Source organism: Lancefieldella sp. Marseille-Q7238 (assembly GCF_949152215.1).
GTDB lineage: Bacteria > Actinomycetota > Coriobacteriia > Coriobacteriales > Atopobiaceae > Lancefieldella.
The window spans coordinates 48,851-64,815 of the sequence record NZ_OX424407.1; the positions used below are offsets into that span (position 1 = coordinate 48,851).

Sequence of the window (15,965 nt, forward strand, 5' to 3'; positions counted from 1 at the left end):
TGGTGACATTCATAACACAAGTTTTGAACGGCCTGCAGCTTGGCAGTATCTATGCCCTTGTGGCTTTGGGTTATACGATGGTCTATGGCATCATCTTGCTGTTGAACTTCGCCCACGGCGACATCATTATGGTGGGCGCGTACCTTTCATGGATTGCTATGGTACAGTTGCAGCTGCACCCCGCAATAGCGGCGCTTTTGGCAGTCGGCGGTTGTGTGGTGCTGGGTGTGACCATTGACAAGATTGCCTACGCGCCGCTCAGGGAGGCGCCGCGCCTTTCTGTGCTGATTACCGCTATCGGCGTTTCATATTTTTTGGAGAGTGGCTCACAGCTGCTTTTTGGCGCTGACGCGAAGGTGGTTCCGAATTTTGTCAATCTTACGACAGTGACGGTCGGTGGAGTGACCCTGTCTTTGGGAGCTATCCTGACCGTTGGAGTAACGTGTCTCTCAACCGCAGTTCTTACGGCCCTTGTTCAAAAAACGCGTCTTGGCAAAGCGATGCGCGCCGTGTCTGAGGACATGGGAGCGGCGCGGCTTATGGGCGTCAATGTGAACAGCACTATTTCCTTTACTTTTGCTGTTGGCTCTGCGCTTGCCGGCATTGGCGCCATCCTCTACAGCATGGCCTATCATCAGGCGACTCCGACCATGGGAGTCATGTTGGGAACGAAGGCATTTGTCGCGGCGGTGCTCGGAGGCATCGGATCTATTCCGGGAGCCGTTATCGGCGGATTGGTGGTCGGCTTTGCTGAGGTCGCTGTTTCTGCTGTCGGCTTGTCCGTCTGGCAGGACGCCGTTGTTTTTTTGCTGCTTATTATCGTTCTTGTCGTCAAGCCAACCGGGCTTCTCGGCCATGCTGTGACCGAGAAAGTGTAGGAGGCTCCCATGACAAAAGAGTACTCTCAAAAGAGCAATCCGGTTATTACAGCCAGCTCAGGCGCTCACACAACGCGCCGCAGGCTTTCTATGGTGCAGCGCTACGTCATCAACACGTTGGTAGTCGCAGTCTTTATTTTTGGCGGCAATGCGCTGGTGGGAGGGGGCATACTCTCTCGCTATCAGACCGTCGTTCTTGAGCAGGTGGGCATTTATGTGCTTATGGCGGTGTCGCTCAACATTGTGACGGGATATCTGGGTCAGCTGCCGCTTGGTCATGCGGGCTTCATGTCCATTGGCGGCTACGCATGCGCCATCTTCATTATCCGCGTGATGCCGCTCTTTGGACTGACGGCTACTGATATGGCTTCGGGCTCTCTGCCTGCTGTCGGCCTCTTTAGTGCCGGCCTTTTGGTTGGCGGCGTCACAGCGGCGCTTGCGGGCGTTGTTATAGGCATCCCCGCTCTGCGCCTCAAGGGAGATTACCTTGCCATCATTACACTCGGCTTTGCTGAGATTATCCGCGTTGTTTTGGTCAACATTGATTCAACGCTGGGCTTCAAGCTTACGGGTGGCGCTTCCGGGCTGACGGGTATTCCCGCGTATACCGGATTTCTCAATACCGCTCTCGTTGTGACATGCTCAATCTTTGCAATCCACACCCTTATGAAGTCCCGTCACGGTCGTGCGATTCTCGCCATTCGGGATAACGAGATAGCCGCAGAGGCGTCAGGCGTCAACACTACCTACTATAAGACGCTCGCCTTCGTATTTTCTGCTTTTCTCGCGGGTATTGCGGGCGGTCTGTATGCCGGCTGCATCGGTGTTATGGCTCCGGCGAAGTTTGGCTTCATGAAGTCTGTCGAGATCCTGGTAATGGTTGTTTTGGGCGGTATGGGCTCAATGTTCGGCTCCGTTGTTTCTGCAGCCGTGCTGACCATTCTCCCCGAGGCGCTTCGCGCGTTTGCGGATTACCGCATGCTCGCCTACGCGGCTGTGCTTATCTTGGTGATGATGTTTCGTCCTAAGGGGCTGTTCGGCACTTATGATTTTTCACTCAGCCGGATTATTGAGCGCATACTGAACCGAGATTATCCGTGGAACAAGGACGCTGCCAGCGATTTTGACGCGGATGAAGACAGCGCCGCGACTGTTCAATCCTCTGGCGAGAAGCACGGGCGTACCTCAGGGATTCTTCCTTCCCATAAGGAGGTGAACTAGCATGTCAAAGTTGATTCGGCAGGAGTCGCCTAATCTTATTCCCGAGCGCGATCTCCATGCTATTCCGGTACTTCAGGCTGAACACCTTGGTATTGATTTCGGCGGTCTTAAGGCTGTTGAAGACTTTAACATCGCTCTTGGTCCTACGGAGATTTCAGGGATTATTGGGCCGAACGGAGCGGGAAAGACAACCGTTTTCAATCTGCTGACCAATGTGTATCGACCCACACGCGGCACGGTGCTGCTTGACGGCTATGACCTTGCCGGTAAAAGCGTTATTGAAACGAGCCATATGGGCATGGCGCGTACCTTTCAAAATATCCGTCTTTTTACCGAGATGACAGCACTCGACAACGTACTGGTTGGTCTGGGACAAACGCTCTCAAGCCATTTTTTGCAAGATTTGTTCCGCACTCCAAAACACTGGAGTGAAGAAAAAGAAGCGCGGGACCGTGCGATGGACCTTCTCGCGATTTTTGACATGCAGGCGCTGGCGCGCATGCAAGCGGGCAATCTTTCCTATGGAGATCAGCGCAAGCTTGAAATTCTGCGGGCGCTTGCAACCGATCCGAAAGTGCTGCTGCTTGACGAACCCGCGGCAGGTATGAACCCCAACGAAACGCATGAGCTCATGGAAAACGTGCTCAAGATTCGTGATGATTTTAGCATCGCCGTGTTGCTGATTGAGCATGATATGTCGTTTGTTATGGGTGTCTGCGAGGGCCTGGCGGTGCTCGACCACGGCTCAATCATCGCCAAAGGTACGCCCTCAGAGATTCAAAACAACCCGCGCGTTATCGAAGCATACCTGGGTACTCCGGAGGTACAGTAAATGGCAGCCGCGTTAAACATCCTGCTTTCCGTTACAGACCTGAACGTATCTTACGGTGCTATCCGCGCGGTCAGGGGCATCTCCTTTGAGATTTGCGAAGGGGAAATCGTGACCCTTATTGGTGCAAACGGTGCGGGCAAGTCCACGACGCTTAACACTCTTTCCAGTTTGATCAAGCCTGATGCGGGTTCCATTGAGTTTTCCGGCCATAGCATTGTGGGAATGAAGCCCCATAAAATTGTTGAAGCTGGTCTGGCGCTTTGTCCTGAAGGCCGCCGTGTCTTTTCGCGCATGAGCGTTGCTGAAAATCTTCAGATGGGCGGCTATACGCGTTCAGATGAGGAAAACGCGGAGGCGCTTGACCTTGTGTACGAACATTTCCCACGTCTTCGCGAACGCCGCCGTCAAATGGCTGGCACGCTTTCCGGTGGAGAGCAGCAGATGCTCGCTATGGGTCGCGCGTTGATGAGCCACCCCAAGCTGCTGATGCTTGATGAGCCTTCCATGGGCCTCGCGCCTATCCTGATTGAGGAAATATTTGCTATTATTCGGGCGCTCGGTTCTCATGGCACCACTATTTTGCTCGTTGAGCAAAACGCCAATATGGCGCTCAATGTTGCTGACCGTGCCTATGTGCTGGAGATTGGCAAGGTTGTTAAAACTGGCACGGGCGACGCGCTTCTGCACGATGACGACGTGCGCAAAGCATATCTTGGCGGTTGAGGGCGAGAAGTGCTTCTCGCCCTAAATCTCGTCAAAGGTATTGTGATGAATGGTGCCGTCGTCGCAGGTAATAGAGGTTCCTGCAAGTGACGGATTCAAGATTCGTATCCAGAGGTCGTTGCGGACCTTTTGAGCGTTTTCCACAACAGCTTGAGCAACAACGGGAGAGTCGCAGACGGCAATCATTGCGGCGCCCGATCCGGAAATAACAAAGGTGCTCGCGCGCGCCATCAGAGCCGCCTCACGAAGTGCCTCGTAGTCGGGAATTAGTTTCTTTCTGTAGGGTTCGTGTAACTTATCGACGCATGCGGTAGCGAGAAGACCCGCGTTGCCGGTTTCAAGAGCGGTGGTGACGGCCACTACGCGTCCCATTTGCCATACGGCGGTTTCCAGGGGAATCTCGGTAGGCATAATGTGGCGAGCGTCTTCGGTTTGAACTGAATAGGGAGGAGCGATTGCCACAAAAGAAAAGCCGCGCGCGATTTTAATGCGAGAGCAGACCGTGTGGCCGCCTTCGACAAAGGATGACGTCAGACCGCCGTAGATGGCGGGGGCAACGTTGTCAGGGTGTCCTTCGATGCGGCATGCCAAATCAAGCGCACGCTCCGGATCCCAACCGCCGTGAGACTCGCTGAGAGCGCAGGCGACACCTGCAATCACGCAGGCAGAACTCGAACCAAGCCCTCCTGAAAACGGGATGGGGGAGTCAATGGAGATATGCTTTGGCGTAGGATCGCTGCCGAGCTTATCGCATGCCTGCGTATACGCCTGCCATACGAGATTATCATCGTTTTGAAAGCGAAGCGGGCAGCCTGCAATCTCAAGGGTGTCGGCCTCTCTGAACTGAAACAGTGCTCGAAGATTGAAGGCAAGACCCAGGCAGTCAAACCCGACGCCTACGTTTGCCGAGGTAGCCGGTACCGAAACGGACAAAATGATATCTTTTTGCATAGTGCGCCTCAATTATTCTGACAGTTCTGCTTTCAGGTACCACAGACGGCGAAGCTCCAAGTAGCTTAAACGCGTCAACTGAATATCCTTGAGCAGGCTGTTGTCACAAACCTCTCCATTTGATTTTGATCACACACACCGGTATGAATAATAGCGTTATCACGAAGTCTCGAAAGCGTAATTGGGGGAACGGTGCCGGTGTATTCGGCGAGCGCGTCCATGCAGGCGAAGTCGTCAAGGTTCTCAGGCTTTCTCCCAAGCGCAGCTAAGACGTCAGACGAGAATTTATACGGGCTTGCGGTAGACAGGCATACCAGCGCTTTATTCCGCGTGGACAGGTGGGGGGCGACTCGCTCGAGCACGCACCTCGCCACCGCGGTATGCGGATCGATTAGCACATGCTCCTCTTCCCAGGTGGAACGAATGGTCGCAGCGGTTTCAGCATCGGTAGCAAAGCCACAGTCAAAAATCGCCCGAATGCGGTCGAGCAGCTGCGCCGAAACCGTATAGACGCCCTTCTCGCGAAGGTTTCGCATCAAAAAGGCGATAAGGTTGGTGTCTTTGTCCGAGGCGTAGTACAGAAGTCGTTCAAGGTTTGATGAAACGATAATGTCCATCGAGGGCGACATGGTCTTTTTAAAGGCGCGACGCCGATCATATGTGCCCGTTTGAATAAAATCCGTAAGAACCTTGTTCGCATTGGAGGCTACGATGAGTCTGTCTACGGGCAGTCCGAGTGTCTTGGCAAAGTATCCCGCAAGGACGTCGCCGAAGTTTCCTGTCGGCACGCAAAAGCTCACTCGGTCGCCCAGGGAAATGGCACCGCGGCGAACAAGCTGCGCGTAGGCGTCAAAGTAATAGGTGATTTGAGGAACAAGGCGACCTATATTGATAGAGTTTGCACTGGAGAGCGCCGTATTGGCGCTACGAAGGTGCTCAGCAAGCTCGCTATCGGCAAAAATGCGCTTCACCTCGGTCTGCGCATTGTCAAAGGTGCCCCGAACAGCGCATACGGCAACGTTTGACCCGGTTTGCGTGGTCATTTGAAGGCGCTGGATATCTGAGACCTTGCCTTCGGGATAAAAGACGCTCACTCCCAGTCCGGGAATATCCTTGAAACCCTCAAGCGCCGCCTTGCCGGTGTCTCCTGACGTTGCCGTGACAATCATGACATTGCGCTTCCTGCCGGCAAGCGCTTTTGTAAACAAACGGGGAAGCATTTGCAGCGCAATGTCCTTGAAGGCTGAAGTGGGTCCGTGAAAGAGCTCAAGCAGCCAGTGATTTCCTAGTGGTGTGACAGGCGTAATCGCAGGCGTATCCCATTGCGGCCCATAGGCGCCTTGGATACACTCATCAATCTCCTCCGAAGTGTAGTCTGCGAGAAGCGTCGAAAGAACGTCGTGGGCGGTGGCATGAAAATCCTGTCCTGAAATGCGGGTTAGATCCAGGGCTTTTGTGCCAAGCGCGTCGGAGACAAAGAGACCTCCATCGGGAGCGATGCCGCTTACAACGGCTTGTTTTGCGCTGACAGAAGAAAGGCTGCTGCGTGTGCTGTGGTACTGAACGTCCATGAATCCTCCGAAGATATGACTGCCATCATAGTTTCGTGTTTCAAGTATTTTAACGGTCTGTCAGACTCGGCGTCCCTCACGTATTATTGTTAACGGAATTTCAATGATAGGCGTTGACGCGGTCCGTGTACGCGGGCTGCACTGCTCAAACGGACGCACTGGTTTTCAAAGAAGGGAAGTGCCTCCTGGTAATGAAAACACATAGAACTACAAGGCCGCTTAAGGTTGCCCTTTTGGGGTACGGTACGGTCGGCAAATCCGTAGCGCGCATTCTCGATGAGCGCGTGGATGAGGTAACACTCGCCGCTATTTTGATGCGTCCCGGATACACTCCTTCTGATGTTCGCATGACCGATTCATACGAGACTATCGTCTGCGATCCTACCATTGATGTCGTAGTTGAATGCATGGGCGGTCTTGAGCCTGCTCATGAGTATCTGCTTCGTGCACTTTTAGCCGGAAAGCATGTTGTTACGTCAAACAAAGCGGTCGTCGCGGCATACTTTGCCGATTTCGTATCCGCGGGCGAGAAGAGCGGCGCCGCCCTTCGTATTGAAGCGTGCGTCGGCGGAGGCATTCCGTGGATTGCTGGCATTGAAAAGGCCAAGCGAATTGACGCTATTACCAGCTTTTACGGCATTATGAATGGCACCACAAACTATATTGTGTACTCAATGCAAAAAGACGGTACCGATTTTGCTGAGGCGCTTGGCAAAGCGCAGGAGTTAGGGTATGCCGAGCGCGAGCCCTCCGCGGATATCGACGGTTTTGACGTTTGCGCCAAGACGGTTATTTCCGCAACGGTTGCCTTTGATACGCTGTGTACGACTGCGGTTCCTACCTCGGGTATCCGCAATCTTACCCGTCGCGATCTTGCGTTTTTCAGCAACCATGGACGTACCGTGAAACTGTTTGGCCACGGCGTATGTGAGGATGGGCGGTATGCGGTAGCGGTTGAGCCCGTGGCTGTTCCAATCGAGTCCCTTGAATCGCATGTTGTTTCCAACTTCAATATGATTTCACTGACAGGCGCCACAATCGGTGAGCTGAAATTCTACGGACAAGGCGCCGGAGGTAATCCGACGGCGAACGCGGTTGTGCAGGACATTATCGATGTGGCGCGCGGAAATTATCCTGTATATCCATGTGCGCGCGCGGACGCACCGGCACTCAGGTACGATCCTGACCTTTTGCGCTCTTCGTATGTAATTCGCACCAACGCAGCCATTCCTGACAGTACGGTATATGAGCCGGGTGCCTATGTGGTACATGATATAATCGCCGTTCAAGCGCGAGAACTTCTCGAGGGCGCGCTCAAAACCGACTCTACATCGTTTATGGCGGCTCTGGGCGAGAGGGACCAATCATGATCAAAATTGTGAAATTCGGCGGGTCAAGCGTTGCGTCTTTCGAGCAATTCGAGAAGGTCAAGAATATTGTCGATGCCGATCCTGACCGCCGGTTTATCGTATCGTCAGCTGTCGGCAAGCGCTTTAGTGGCGATAATAAAATCACTGATCTTTTGCTGCTGGTGAACGCTCACATTGAATATCACGTTGACTGCACCTCTCTGCTTGCTGATATTCAGGCGCGCTTTCAAGAAATTGCTGACAGGTTGAGACTTTCGTGGCCTGTCGCTCAAAAATTTGATGAATTCGCCTCACATATCAAGAAGTATTCACCTGAGTTTGTCGTATCGCGTGGCGAATGGTTTACCTGCAACCTTTTGGCTGAGTATCTGGGGCTGCCGTTTGTCGACGCGGCTGATGTAATCGTATTTCACCACGATGGCACTGTGGATATGGAACGTACAGCCTCGCGTCTGCGGGATGTGGTTGCTCGCGAGGGTTCCTTTGTACTCCCCGGATTTTACGGCGCTACGGTTGACGGCGCCATCAAACTTTTTCAGCGCGGTGGTGGCGACATTACCGGTGCCGTTGTAGCGCGCTGCCTAGACGCGGGTCTCTATGAAAACTGGACAGACGTCTCAGGTTTTCTTTCCGCCGATCCGCATGTGGTTGAGCATCCGCGTGCTATCGGACGCATTACCTTTGACGAGATGCGCGAACTTTCCTACATGGGCGCTTCGGTCTTGCAGGAAGAAGCTATCTTTCCCGTTCGTGAAGCCAATATCCCCATTCAAATCAAAAATACCAACAGCCCTTTGGACAAGGGTACCGTCATCCGTGAAACTGCTGACGGCGATGTGAGCGAGCATCTGATTACCGGTATTGCTGGCCGTAAGGACTTTATGGCCATACATGTCAAAAAGGCTCATATGTCCAATGAGGTGGGTGTCATTTCCCGGGCGCTTCATATAGCCGAGAGGTACGGCGTTTCTGTAGAGCATGTTCCTACGGGTGTCGATTCATTCGGCATTGTGGTCAATGCCGCCGATGTGCGCGATACCGTCTATTCCATCATCGCCGACATCCGCCATGAGATAGAGCCTGACGACATTACGATGGTAGACCGCTTGGCGCTGGTTTCTGTAGTCGGTCGTAATATGTCAAAGCGCTCCGGTACCTCCGGCAAAATCTTCGGAGCTTTGGGCGAGGCCGACATCAACATTCGCATGATTACGCAAAGCTCCGAAGAAATCAGTATTATCGTGGGCGTTGACAATGCGGATTTTGATCGCACGATTCGCGTCATTTACGAGCGTTTTGTCCGCGATGAAATGGTTTCGAGATAGAGAGGCTCATACGTATGATTGAAAACTCCGCTGTCCGTGCGGATGAGGGTGCCACCATCCATAGATGTGAAGGTCCCGCTAGCTCTCTAAAAAAGAATTCTGACGTCGCCGCAAACGGAAAAGTCGTAGCGATTGTAGGCGCTACCGGCGTGGTAGGTACGCAAATGATGCGCTGTCTGGAGGAACGCGCGTTTCCCGTTTCCCGACTGGTTCTGTTGGCCTCCGCTCGCTCCGCCGGAAGTTTCGTTGATTTTTGTGGCGAGAAGATCCAAGTGCTGGAAGCTGAGCCCGATGCTTTTGAAAACGTTGACATTGTGCTTGGAGCGGCAGGAGATGCTCAGGCAAAAGAACTTCTGCCCGAGGCGGTCAGGCGCGGCTGCGTGTGCGTGGATAATTCCCACGCGTTTCGTTTAGATCAGAATGTTCCTTTGGTCATTCCTGAGATTAATGCGGAAGATATCAAGGGACACCACGGTATTATCGCCAACCCTAACTGCGCAACCATTATCGGCCTGGTGCCTCTCTGGCCGCTTCATCAGGCTGCGGGTGTAAAACGGCTGATTGTGTCTACCTATCAAGCCGCGTCGGGCGCCGGTCTGCCGGGACTCAAAGAGCTCGAACGTGAGATGGCATGTCTTGTCGCGAGCGAGCCAATAGAAAAGACTGCACCTTTCGCCTACCAACTGGCCGCCAATCTGATTCCGCAAATTGGCGGCTTTGACGAGGCAGGGTATACCTCTGAAGAAATGAAGATGCAAAACGAAGGTCGAAAGATTATGCACTTGCCTGACCTGCGTGTAAGCTGCACCTGTGTGCGTGTGCCGGTCATGCGCTCTCACTCTGAAGCCATTACCGTTGAGTTTGAACGCCCGATTACCGCTGACGAAGCTCGTTTCGTACTTGAGGGCGCCCCTGGCGTCAAGGTTGTTGATGATCCGGCAGCGCTTGCTTACCCTATGCCGCTTGAAACGTCTGATCAAGATCTTGTGTATGTAGGACGTATTCGCGAGGATCTTTCCGCACCGGAAGGCACGCACGCACTGACCTTCTTCTGCTGTGGCGATCAAATCCGAAAAGGCGCCGCTACCAACGCCGTTCAGATTGCCGAGTATTTGAGAGAGACTCTTTATGTTTAACTCTTGGAGCGAAGTGTTGCATTTACAATAAAAAGCCGCTCGACTTAGCCGAGCGGCTGAAATTTCTGGTGTCCCCTAGGCGATTCGAACGCCTGACCTGCGGTTTAGAAGACCGATGCTCTATCCAACTGAGCTAAGGGGACGTATGTGCGCATTCAATTATAGCAACGGCACTACAAAAATCGATTGATAAAAGTGCGCAGAATTATTTCATCATGCGTAATTGTCGAAACGTGCACAGACGCGTGCTGCGATTGTCTCTGTAAGCGCCGGCTACCTTTTATGGAATGCGAAAGTCGCCGGCGGAGCATGCGCTGCAAACTGTGCTATTCTTGCGGCGCTCGTTGTGAGTCCCATATTCTTTTTGGCATATAAAACCGGTACTCTTTGCTTTGGAGGCTTCATGACCTACGATTTTGAATCTCGTGTTGACCGCAGTCGGGAGGGTTCCCGCAAGTGGAACGCCATGCGCAGCGCTCACCCTGAGTTGCCGCCGCATATTGTTCCATTTTCCGTTGCCGACATGGAGTTTCATACTGCTCCGGAGATTGTTGACGGTCTGAAGCGTTTCATTGATACGGCGGTGCTCGGGTATTCAGAGCCAACGGACGAGATGAAAGAAGCGGTGGCCAGCTGGATGGCGCGGCGACACAACTGGCATATTGAACCGGAATGGATTTTGAATTCCGCTGGCGTGGTTCCATCTATTTTTTCAGCGGTAGAAGAATTTACCAAGCCTGATGAGGGCGTTATCATTTTTACGCCGGTCTACCATCCGTTCTATCTGGCTGTGGAACACTCCCATCGTACGCTTGTCGAGTGCCCACTGATTCTGAATGATGACCTCACATACGACATCGATTTTGATCTCTTTGAGAAGCTCGCGTCAGATGCCAGCAATACCTTGTTGATTTTTTGTTCGCCACACAATCCCGCAGGGCGCGTGTGGACGGAAGAAGAACTTCTCCGCATTGCCAAGATTGCCGAAAAATATGAACTGCTCGTAGTCTCTGACGAGATACACCATGACCTCATCATGCCGGGTTCGCGCCACACGGTTTTTGAAACGGTTACACCCTCTATCGTTGCGCGGACGATTACCTGCACTTCGCCCTCAAAGAGTTTCAACCTCGCCGGTACCCAGTTTTCAAACATCATCGTAAGTAATCCTGAGCTGCGAGAGCGTCTTAACACGCGCATGAACGAAAACCATACGACCTCCTGCAATCCCATCAGCTTCAAAGCCTGCGAGCTTGCCTACAACTATGCCGAAAAATGGCTTGACGCCTGCATCGTGGCTGTTGACGCCAATCAACACCACGTTATCAACTTTTTTGCCGAGAAGCACCCTGAAGTCCGTCTTATCCCCGTCAAGGGAACGTATCTTCAATGGCTTGATTTTCGTGCGTTGGGCCTTACGCATGAGGAGCTCGACGATTTTCTCGAGAACAAAGCGCAGCTTTTCTTTACTGACGGCGTGTTTTTTGGCAAGGCGGCCGATGGTTTTAAGAGATGGAACCTGGCGGCTCCGCGTGTGGAGATTGACGAGGCGCTTGAGCGTCTTGACAAAGCGTTGCTGGAGCTCGTGGGAAAAGAAAGTCTCTGAGATAGTGTCTGCAATTCAATGACAGTTGAGAGAAGTCGCATGGAAAACTTGAAAATAGGGGTTGCATAATCGGCGAGTTCTGTAATAATGATTTAGCTGCTTCAAGAGGTGGCTAAACGGTGGGAGTAGCTCAGTTGGCAGAGCGACGGACCGTGGCTCCGTAGGTCGAGGGTTCGAGCCCCTTTTCCCACCCCATTTTGAAGCTTTTGGATCGTTAGCTCAGCTGGCAGAGCAGGGGACTCTTAATCCCAAGGTCCAGGGTTCGAACCCCTGACGATCCACCATTGCATTGACGCACCCCGGCACCTGTCGGGGTGCTTTGTTATAGCGATTCGCTAGAAAACTCCCATTCTTGTGTGCCTAAAACAGAAAAATGCGTCATACTAGACAGTACATGTTTAATGCCTTTCGTCATGGAGGAATTGTCGTGATTTACACAATGACATTGAACCCTGCGCTTGACTACGTAATGCAACCAAACACACTTGACATGGGCTTTACCAACCGCTCGCAAGCTGAGGAGCTGCATTGCGGCGGCAATGGCATTAACGTTTCCACGTTGCTGAACGAACTTGACGTGGTAACGGTCGCTATGGGCATCGTCGCGGGATTTACGGGCGATTATCTTCTGAGTGACCTTCAAAAGCAGGGCATTCCCAGTAACTTTGTAAAACTTGATTCCGGCTTTACGCGCATCAATGTCAAGCTGGATGGCATCGTTATGACCATGGTTAATGGCATGGGGCCTCGCATCCCCGAGAAAAAAGTCGATGAGCTTTTGAGGCGCATGGACGTAGTTGGCTCGGGAGACACGCTGGTACTAACCGGCTCGATTCCAAATTCGCTTCCTGAGGACATCTATACGCGTCTGATGCAGCAACTTGCCGGCCGCGGTATTCAGTTTGTTGTTGACGCTCCCGGCCAGCTTCTCATGGAGGCTATCAAGGGACGTCCGTTCCTCATTAAGCCGAACAATCATGAAATTGGGCGCATTTTTAACGCCGCTCCGGAAACTCCGGAGGAGTGCGTTCCGTTTGCCCAACAACTGCAGGAGGGCGGCGCGCGTAACGTAATCGTTTCTTGCGGCGGTTCGGGATCGCTTCTTTTGGACGAATACGGCGAGACTCATGTGGTGCCTTCGGTGAAAATCCATCTGGTCAACGCAACCGGCGCCGGCGATTCTATGGTCGGTGGCTTTTTGGCCAAGACCACTCAGGGCTTTGATTATGAAACCTCGCTTATCTACGCGTCTGCTTGCGGTACGGCAACGGCAGCAAGCAAAGGCATCGCCAAGCGCGCTACCATCGATCGCGTTGTCACAGCCCTGTATAAGAAAATGGGCCGCGAAATGCCTGCCGCAATCGCGGAAGAGATTAAGGCGAATCATGCAAAGGCTGATGCTCGCGAGAAAGACTGGCTTGGCATGCATCATTCGCACACAAAGAGTGATTCCGGAGCAAAATAGCGGACACCTTACTGTTACATAGTTGGTTTGCCGCCGTACGTAAGGCGGTTGGGGGATGTAGGTGTGCCGCGTTAGCGGCGTATGTAAGGAGTGGTTATGTACGAGGGAGTCAACGCGTCTAATGGTATTGGTATCGGAAATGCCCAAGTAGCTGTTGCGCCGGATCTTTCCTTTACGCCGCACCCTGTTGAGGATGCAGCCGCCGAGAAAGCCCGCTATGCTGAAGCTGTTGTCAAGTTTGTCGGACAGACAAACGCTCAGATTGAGCGCATGACCAAGACCGTCGGTCCAGAAGCCGCGGCAATTATGGGAGCTCACATTGAGTTTGCCGAAGACGAGGGCATTAAAGATATGGTTATAGGCGCGATTGACGGAGGAACCTGCGCGGAGCAGGCCGTCGTTGACGCCTATGATACGTACTACACCATGTTTTTAGGCATGGAGGACGAGCTCTTCCGTGAACGCGCAGCAGACGTAGCTGACGTCAAAACGGGGCTGCTCGCTGACCTTCTCGGCAAAGACGTTGTAGATCTTTCAACGCTGCCCGAGAACTCCGTCATCGTTTGCCATGAGCTGACGCCTTCCATGACCGCTGACATTGACAAAGAGCATGTCTGCGGCATCATTACCGAAACAGGTGGCCGTACTTCTCACTCGGCGATTATCGCGCGCGCTCTTGAGATTCCCGCGGTTCTGTCCGTTGCTGACATTACCAAAAAGGTAGCGACCGGTGCGACGATTATTGTTGACGGAACGCACGGTAAGGTCATCTATCATCCCTCCGACGCTGAACTTGCCGATTACACCGCTCAGGCAGAGGCATATGCTGCGGAAAAGGCCGCTCTTGAAGCATTTCGTGGTAAAGATACCGTAACGGCCGACGGTAAGAAGGTTCTCCTTGTTGCCAATATCGGTAATCCCGATGATGCGAACAGCGCTATTGAAGCTGACGCTGAAGGTGTAGGTCTCTTCCGTTCAGAGTTTCTGTTCATGGATGCCAAGGAGCTTCCGTCTGAAGAAGAGCAGTTCGTCGCCTACCAAAAGGTGGCTCTTCGTATGAAAGACAAGCCTGTCATCATCCGTACGCTTGATGTTGGTGGCGATAAGGACATCCCGTACCTCAATATGCAAAAGGAAGAGAACCCCTTTATGGGATTCCGCGCCATTCGCTACTGCCTTAACAATCCGGAGCAGTATAGGGTTCAGCTGACGGCGCTGCTGCGCGCTTCTGCGTTCGGTGATATTAAAATTATGTTGCCGCTTGTGACTACCGTCGAGGAAGTTCGACAGGCAAAGGCTCTCGTTGAGGAGTGCAAGCACGATCTTGATGAGCGTGGTATTGCATACAACAAGGATATCGAAGTCGGAACCATGATTGAGACCCCTGCTGCCTCTCTCATTGCTGACAAGCTGGCTCAAGAATGCGACTTTTTCTCTATCGGCACCAACGATCTTATCGGCTATACCATGTGCTCAGACCGAGGCAACGATCGCGTCGCCTATCTCTATGAGGTCTATCAGCCGGCAGTTCTTCGCTCGCTGAAGCGCGTTATTGAAGAGGGCAACAAAGCCGGTATTATGGTTGGTATGTGCGGTGAGGCCGCGGCCGATCCGTTGCTCATTCCGATTCTGATTTCCTTTGGCCTGGGTGAGTTCTCAGTGTCGGCTCCTTCCGTCCTCCGCACGCGCAAGACGCTTGCGGCGTGGAGCAAAGCAGAGGCTGATAATTTAACAAATCGTGCTCTTGAACTCGACACTTCGGCTGAAGTGCGCACGCTCCTTGAGGCTGAAGCTCGCTAGCTGCTGCCCGTATGCTTTATGTAAGCCTTGGCTGCTTTGCGGCAGTCAAGGCTTTTTGTTACAAAACGACGACTTTCTCGCGTAACACCTTTTTACGTACTTGTGACAGATTTGAGCCGCGACTTACGGCATGACAACGCGTAGCGCTCGCGGCAATACCTGTACCTCGTAGGTGTCGGCATAAGGGAGCTCTTCTCCATCGACCTGCACGGGAACAGGCTCCGCAAACGTTACTACAGCTCTGTCGATATGGCGCTGCTCAATGATGTTTGAATTGACGTGCCGCCCTTTTTTGGCCAACAGAAAAAGAGACAGCAGGCGGGGAATTCCGGGAACCTTTGAGTTGTAACAGACCGTCAATCTGCCATCGGTTGGCGAGGCCATCGGACATATCTTAAAGCCGCCGCCGTACGTCGGACCAACCTGAAACGCCAGTATAAGTTCTCGAAGTTCGAAGGGCTTCTCGCCATCAAACGAAACGGAGCATGCGTATCCTTTCGACCCTGCGGAAAGTATTTTGAGGCCGGAGGTAAAGAAGAGCGTTTCGCCTTCCTGGCTGGTGTCATGAGCGCGGCGGGCGGTCGTATCAAGCGCGATGGCTGCGTCCAGGCCAAACGAAAGCGTTTCTGTAAAATATTCCCCATTAACAAAACCCAGCTCAATGGGGAGTATGTGACCGCGTACGAGCTGTGCCAGAGCGGCTTCTACATCGTTGATTTTCATGCCGAGCGTGCGGGCGTAATCATTACCTGAACCCATGGGAATAATGCCGAGCGCCGGCCGCTTGTCGGGAGCAATCTTCATGAGGCCATTGACTACTTCGTGAATTACTCCGTCGCCTCCGAGCGCCAGTACGGTATCGAAATGCTCAGAGGAGGAAGCAAGAGGGACCGCGTCACCCATGTCAGCGGTGAAGCGGATTTCATAGCCGTTTGTCGCGGAGGCGTAACTCTCCAGGAAGTGGCGGGCAAATTCAGCGCCTGCTGCTCCTTTACCACTGTGAGCTGCAGGATTAGCAATGACCAGCGTGTGGCCAAGCGGGGAGTGTGCCATGAGACTCCTTGGATAGATTTCTCGCATACTCTCT

Annotated in this window: 13 protein-coding genes and 3 tRNA genes; 12 read left to right on the top strand and 4 right to left on the bottom strand. The window is 53.0% G+C overall.

Annotated features, from left to right (window positions below; genetic code table 11):
* Window positions 1–2: 2 nt before the first annotated feature.
* The 4 genes from QM016_RS00190 to QM016_RS00205 are packed head-to-tail and all read left to right on the top strand — an operon-like array spanning window position 3 to window position 3,654.
* Window positions 3–878: a branched-chain amino acid ABC transporter permease gene (locus QM016_RS00190; RefSeq protein ID WP_282709740.1), complete on the top strand. Its 876-nt coding sequence runs from the start codon at window positions 3–5 to the stop codon at window positions 876–878.
* 9 nt (window positions 879–887) lie between these two features.
* Window positions 888–2,099 carry a branched-chain amino acid ABC transporter permease gene (locus tag QM016_RS00195; RefSeq protein ID WP_282709741.1) on the top strand — a complete coding sequence of 404 codons (1,212 nt, stop codon included), beginning with the start codon at window positions 888–890 and terminating at the stop codon, window positions 2,097–2,099.
* 1 nt (window position 2,100) lies between these two features.
* Window positions 2,101–2,931: an ABC transporter ATP-binding protein gene (locus QM016_RS00200; protein ID WP_016477126.1), complete on the top strand. Its 831-nt coding sequence runs from the start codon at window positions 2,101–2,103 to the stop codon at window positions 2,929–2,931.
* Complete coding sequence (locus QM016_RS00205) at window positions 2,932–3,654, top strand: ABC transporter ATP-binding protein (RefSeq protein WP_016477125.1); 723 nt, start codon at window positions 2,932–2,934, stop codon at window positions 3,652–3,654.
* A 21-nt stretch (window positions 3,655–3,675) separates the two neighbouring features.
* Here QM016_RS00205 and thrB read toward each other — a convergent pair whose 3' ends face one another.
* Entirely contained in the window at window positions 3,676–4,605 is a 930-nt protein-coding gene (thrB, locus tag QM016_RS00210) for a homoserine kinase (protein WP_016477124.1), read from the bottom strand.
* A gap of 74 nt (window positions 4,606–4,679) precedes the next feature.
* Window positions 4,680–6,176 carry a threonine synthase gene (thrC, locus tag QM016_RS00215; RefSeq protein WP_282709742.1) on the bottom strand — a complete coding sequence of 499 codons (1,497 nt, stop codon included), beginning with the start codon at window positions 6,174–6,176 and terminating at the stop codon, window positions 4,680–4,682.
* A gap of 191 nt (window positions 6,177–6,367) precedes the next feature.
* On the opposite strand from thrC, the gene QM016_RS00220 reads away from it, so the two are divergent.
* From QM016_RS00220 to QM016_RS00230, 3 genes are read left to right on the top strand one after another with little or no spacing between them, the layout of a single operon-like run.
* Window positions 6,368–7,546 (top strand): homoserine dehydrogenase, encoded by a 1,179-nt coding sequence (locus QM016_RS00220; RefSeq protein ID WP_282709743.1) that lies wholly within the window; start codon window positions 6,368–6,370, stop codon window positions 7,544–7,546.
* A complete protein-coding gene (locus QM016_RS00225) occupies window positions 7,543–8,871 on the top strand; it encodes an aspartate kinase (protein WP_016477121.1) in 1,329 nt (442 codons plus the stop codon). The genes QM016_RS00220 and QM016_RS00225 overlap by 4 nt, the downstream gene beginning before the upstream one ends.
* A 14-nt stretch (window positions 8,872–8,885) precedes the next feature.
* Window positions 8,886–10,007: an aspartate-semialdehyde dehydrogenase gene (locus tag QM016_RS00230; RefSeq protein ID WP_016477120.1), complete on the top strand. Its 1,122-nt coding sequence runs from the start codon at window positions 8,886–8,888 to the stop codon at window positions 10,005–10,007.
* 66 nt (window positions 10,008–10,073) lie between these two features.
* On the opposite strand, the gene QM016_RS00235 is transcribed toward QM016_RS00230, so the two are convergent.
* Window positions 10,074–10,150: transfer RNA gene (locus QM016_RS00235), tRNA-Arg, on the bottom strand.
* 260 nt (window positions 10,151–10,410) lie between these two features.
* Here QM016_RS00235 and QM016_RS00240 point away from each other — a divergent pair.
* From QM016_RS00240 to ptsP, 5 genes are all read left to right on the top strand, one after another.
* Complete coding sequence (locus QM016_RS00240) at window positions 10,411–11,613, top strand: MalY/PatB family protein (protein WP_016477119.1); 1,203 nt, start codon at window positions 10,411–10,413, stop codon at window positions 11,611–11,613.
* 119 nt (window positions 11,614–11,732) lie between these two features.
* Window positions 11,733–11,808 (top strand) — tRNA-His (locus tag QM016_RS00245).
* Between the two features lie 13 nt (window positions 11,809–11,821).
* Window positions 11,822–11,897, top strand: a tRNA-Lys gene (locus QM016_RS00250).
* Window positions 11,898–12,040: 143 nt separating this feature from the next.
* Window positions 12,041–13,078 carry a 1-phosphofructokinase family hexose kinase gene (locus tag QM016_RS00255; protein ID WP_016477118.1) on the top strand — a complete coding sequence of 346 codons (1,038 nt, stop codon included), beginning with the start codon at window positions 12,041–12,043 and terminating at the stop codon, window positions 13,076–13,078.
* A 96-nt stretch (window positions 13,079–13,174) separates the two neighbouring features.
* Window positions 13,175–14,878 (top strand): phosphoenolpyruvate--protein phosphotransferase, encoded by a 1,704-nt coding sequence (gene ptsP / locus QM016_RS00260; protein WP_282709744.1) that lies wholly within the window; start codon window positions 13,175–13,177, stop codon window positions 14,876–14,878.
* A gap of 123 nt (window positions 14,879–15,001) precedes the next feature.
* Here ptsP and QM016_RS00265 read toward each other — a convergent pair whose 3' ends face one another.
* Entirely contained in the window at window positions 15,002–15,931 is a 930-nt protein-coding gene (locus tag QM016_RS00265) for a diacylglycerol kinase family protein (RefSeq protein ID WP_016477116.1), read from the bottom strand.
* Window positions 15,932–15,965 lie beyond the last annotated feature (34 nt).

Excerpts from the sequence above, each read along its gene's own strand:
- QM016_RS00195 (WP_282709741.1), top strand. The coding sequence starts at position 888 with ATGACAAAAGAGTACTCTCAAAAGAGCAATCCGGTTATTACAGCCAGC.
- QM016_RS00200 (WP_016477126.1), top strand. The coding sequence starts at position 2,101 with ATGTCAAAGTTGATTCGGCAGGAGTCGCCTAATCTTATTCCCGAGCGC.
- QM016_RS00205 (WP_016477125.1), top strand. The coding sequence starts at position 2,932 with ATGGCAGCCGCGTTAAACATCCTGCTTTCCGTTACAGACCTGAACGTA.
- thrB (WP_016477124.1), bottom strand. The coding sequence starts at position 4,605 with ATGCAAAAAGATATCATTTTGTCCGTTTCGGTACCGGCTACCTCGGCA.
- thrC (WP_282709742.1), bottom strand. The coding sequence starts at position 6,176 with ATGGACGTTCAGTACCACAGCACACGCAGCAGCCTTTCTTCTGTCAGC.
- QM016_RS00220 (WP_282709743.1), top strand. The coding sequence starts at position 6,368 with ATGAAAACACATAGAACTACAAGGCCGCTTAAGGTTGCCCTTTTGGGG.
- QM016_RS00225 (WP_016477121.1), top strand. The coding sequence starts at position 7,543 with ATGATCAAAATTGTGAAATTCGGCGGGTCAAGCGTTGCGTCTTTCGAG.
- QM016_RS00230 (WP_016477120.1), top strand. The coding sequence starts at position 8,886 with ATGATTGAAAACTCCGCTGTCCGTGCGGATGAGGGTGCCACCATCCAT.
- QM016_RS00240 (WP_016477119.1), top strand. The coding sequence starts at position 10,411 with ATGACCTACGATTTTGAATCTCGTGTTGACCGCAGTCGGGAGGGTTCC.
- ptsP (WP_282709744.1), top strand. The coding sequence starts at position 13,175 with ATGTACGAGGGAGTCAACGCGTCTAATGGTATTGGTATCGGAAATGCC.
- QM016_RS00265 (WP_016477116.1), bottom strand. The coding sequence starts at position 15,931 with ATGGCACACTCCCCGCTTGGCCACACGCTGGTCATTGCTAATCCTGCA.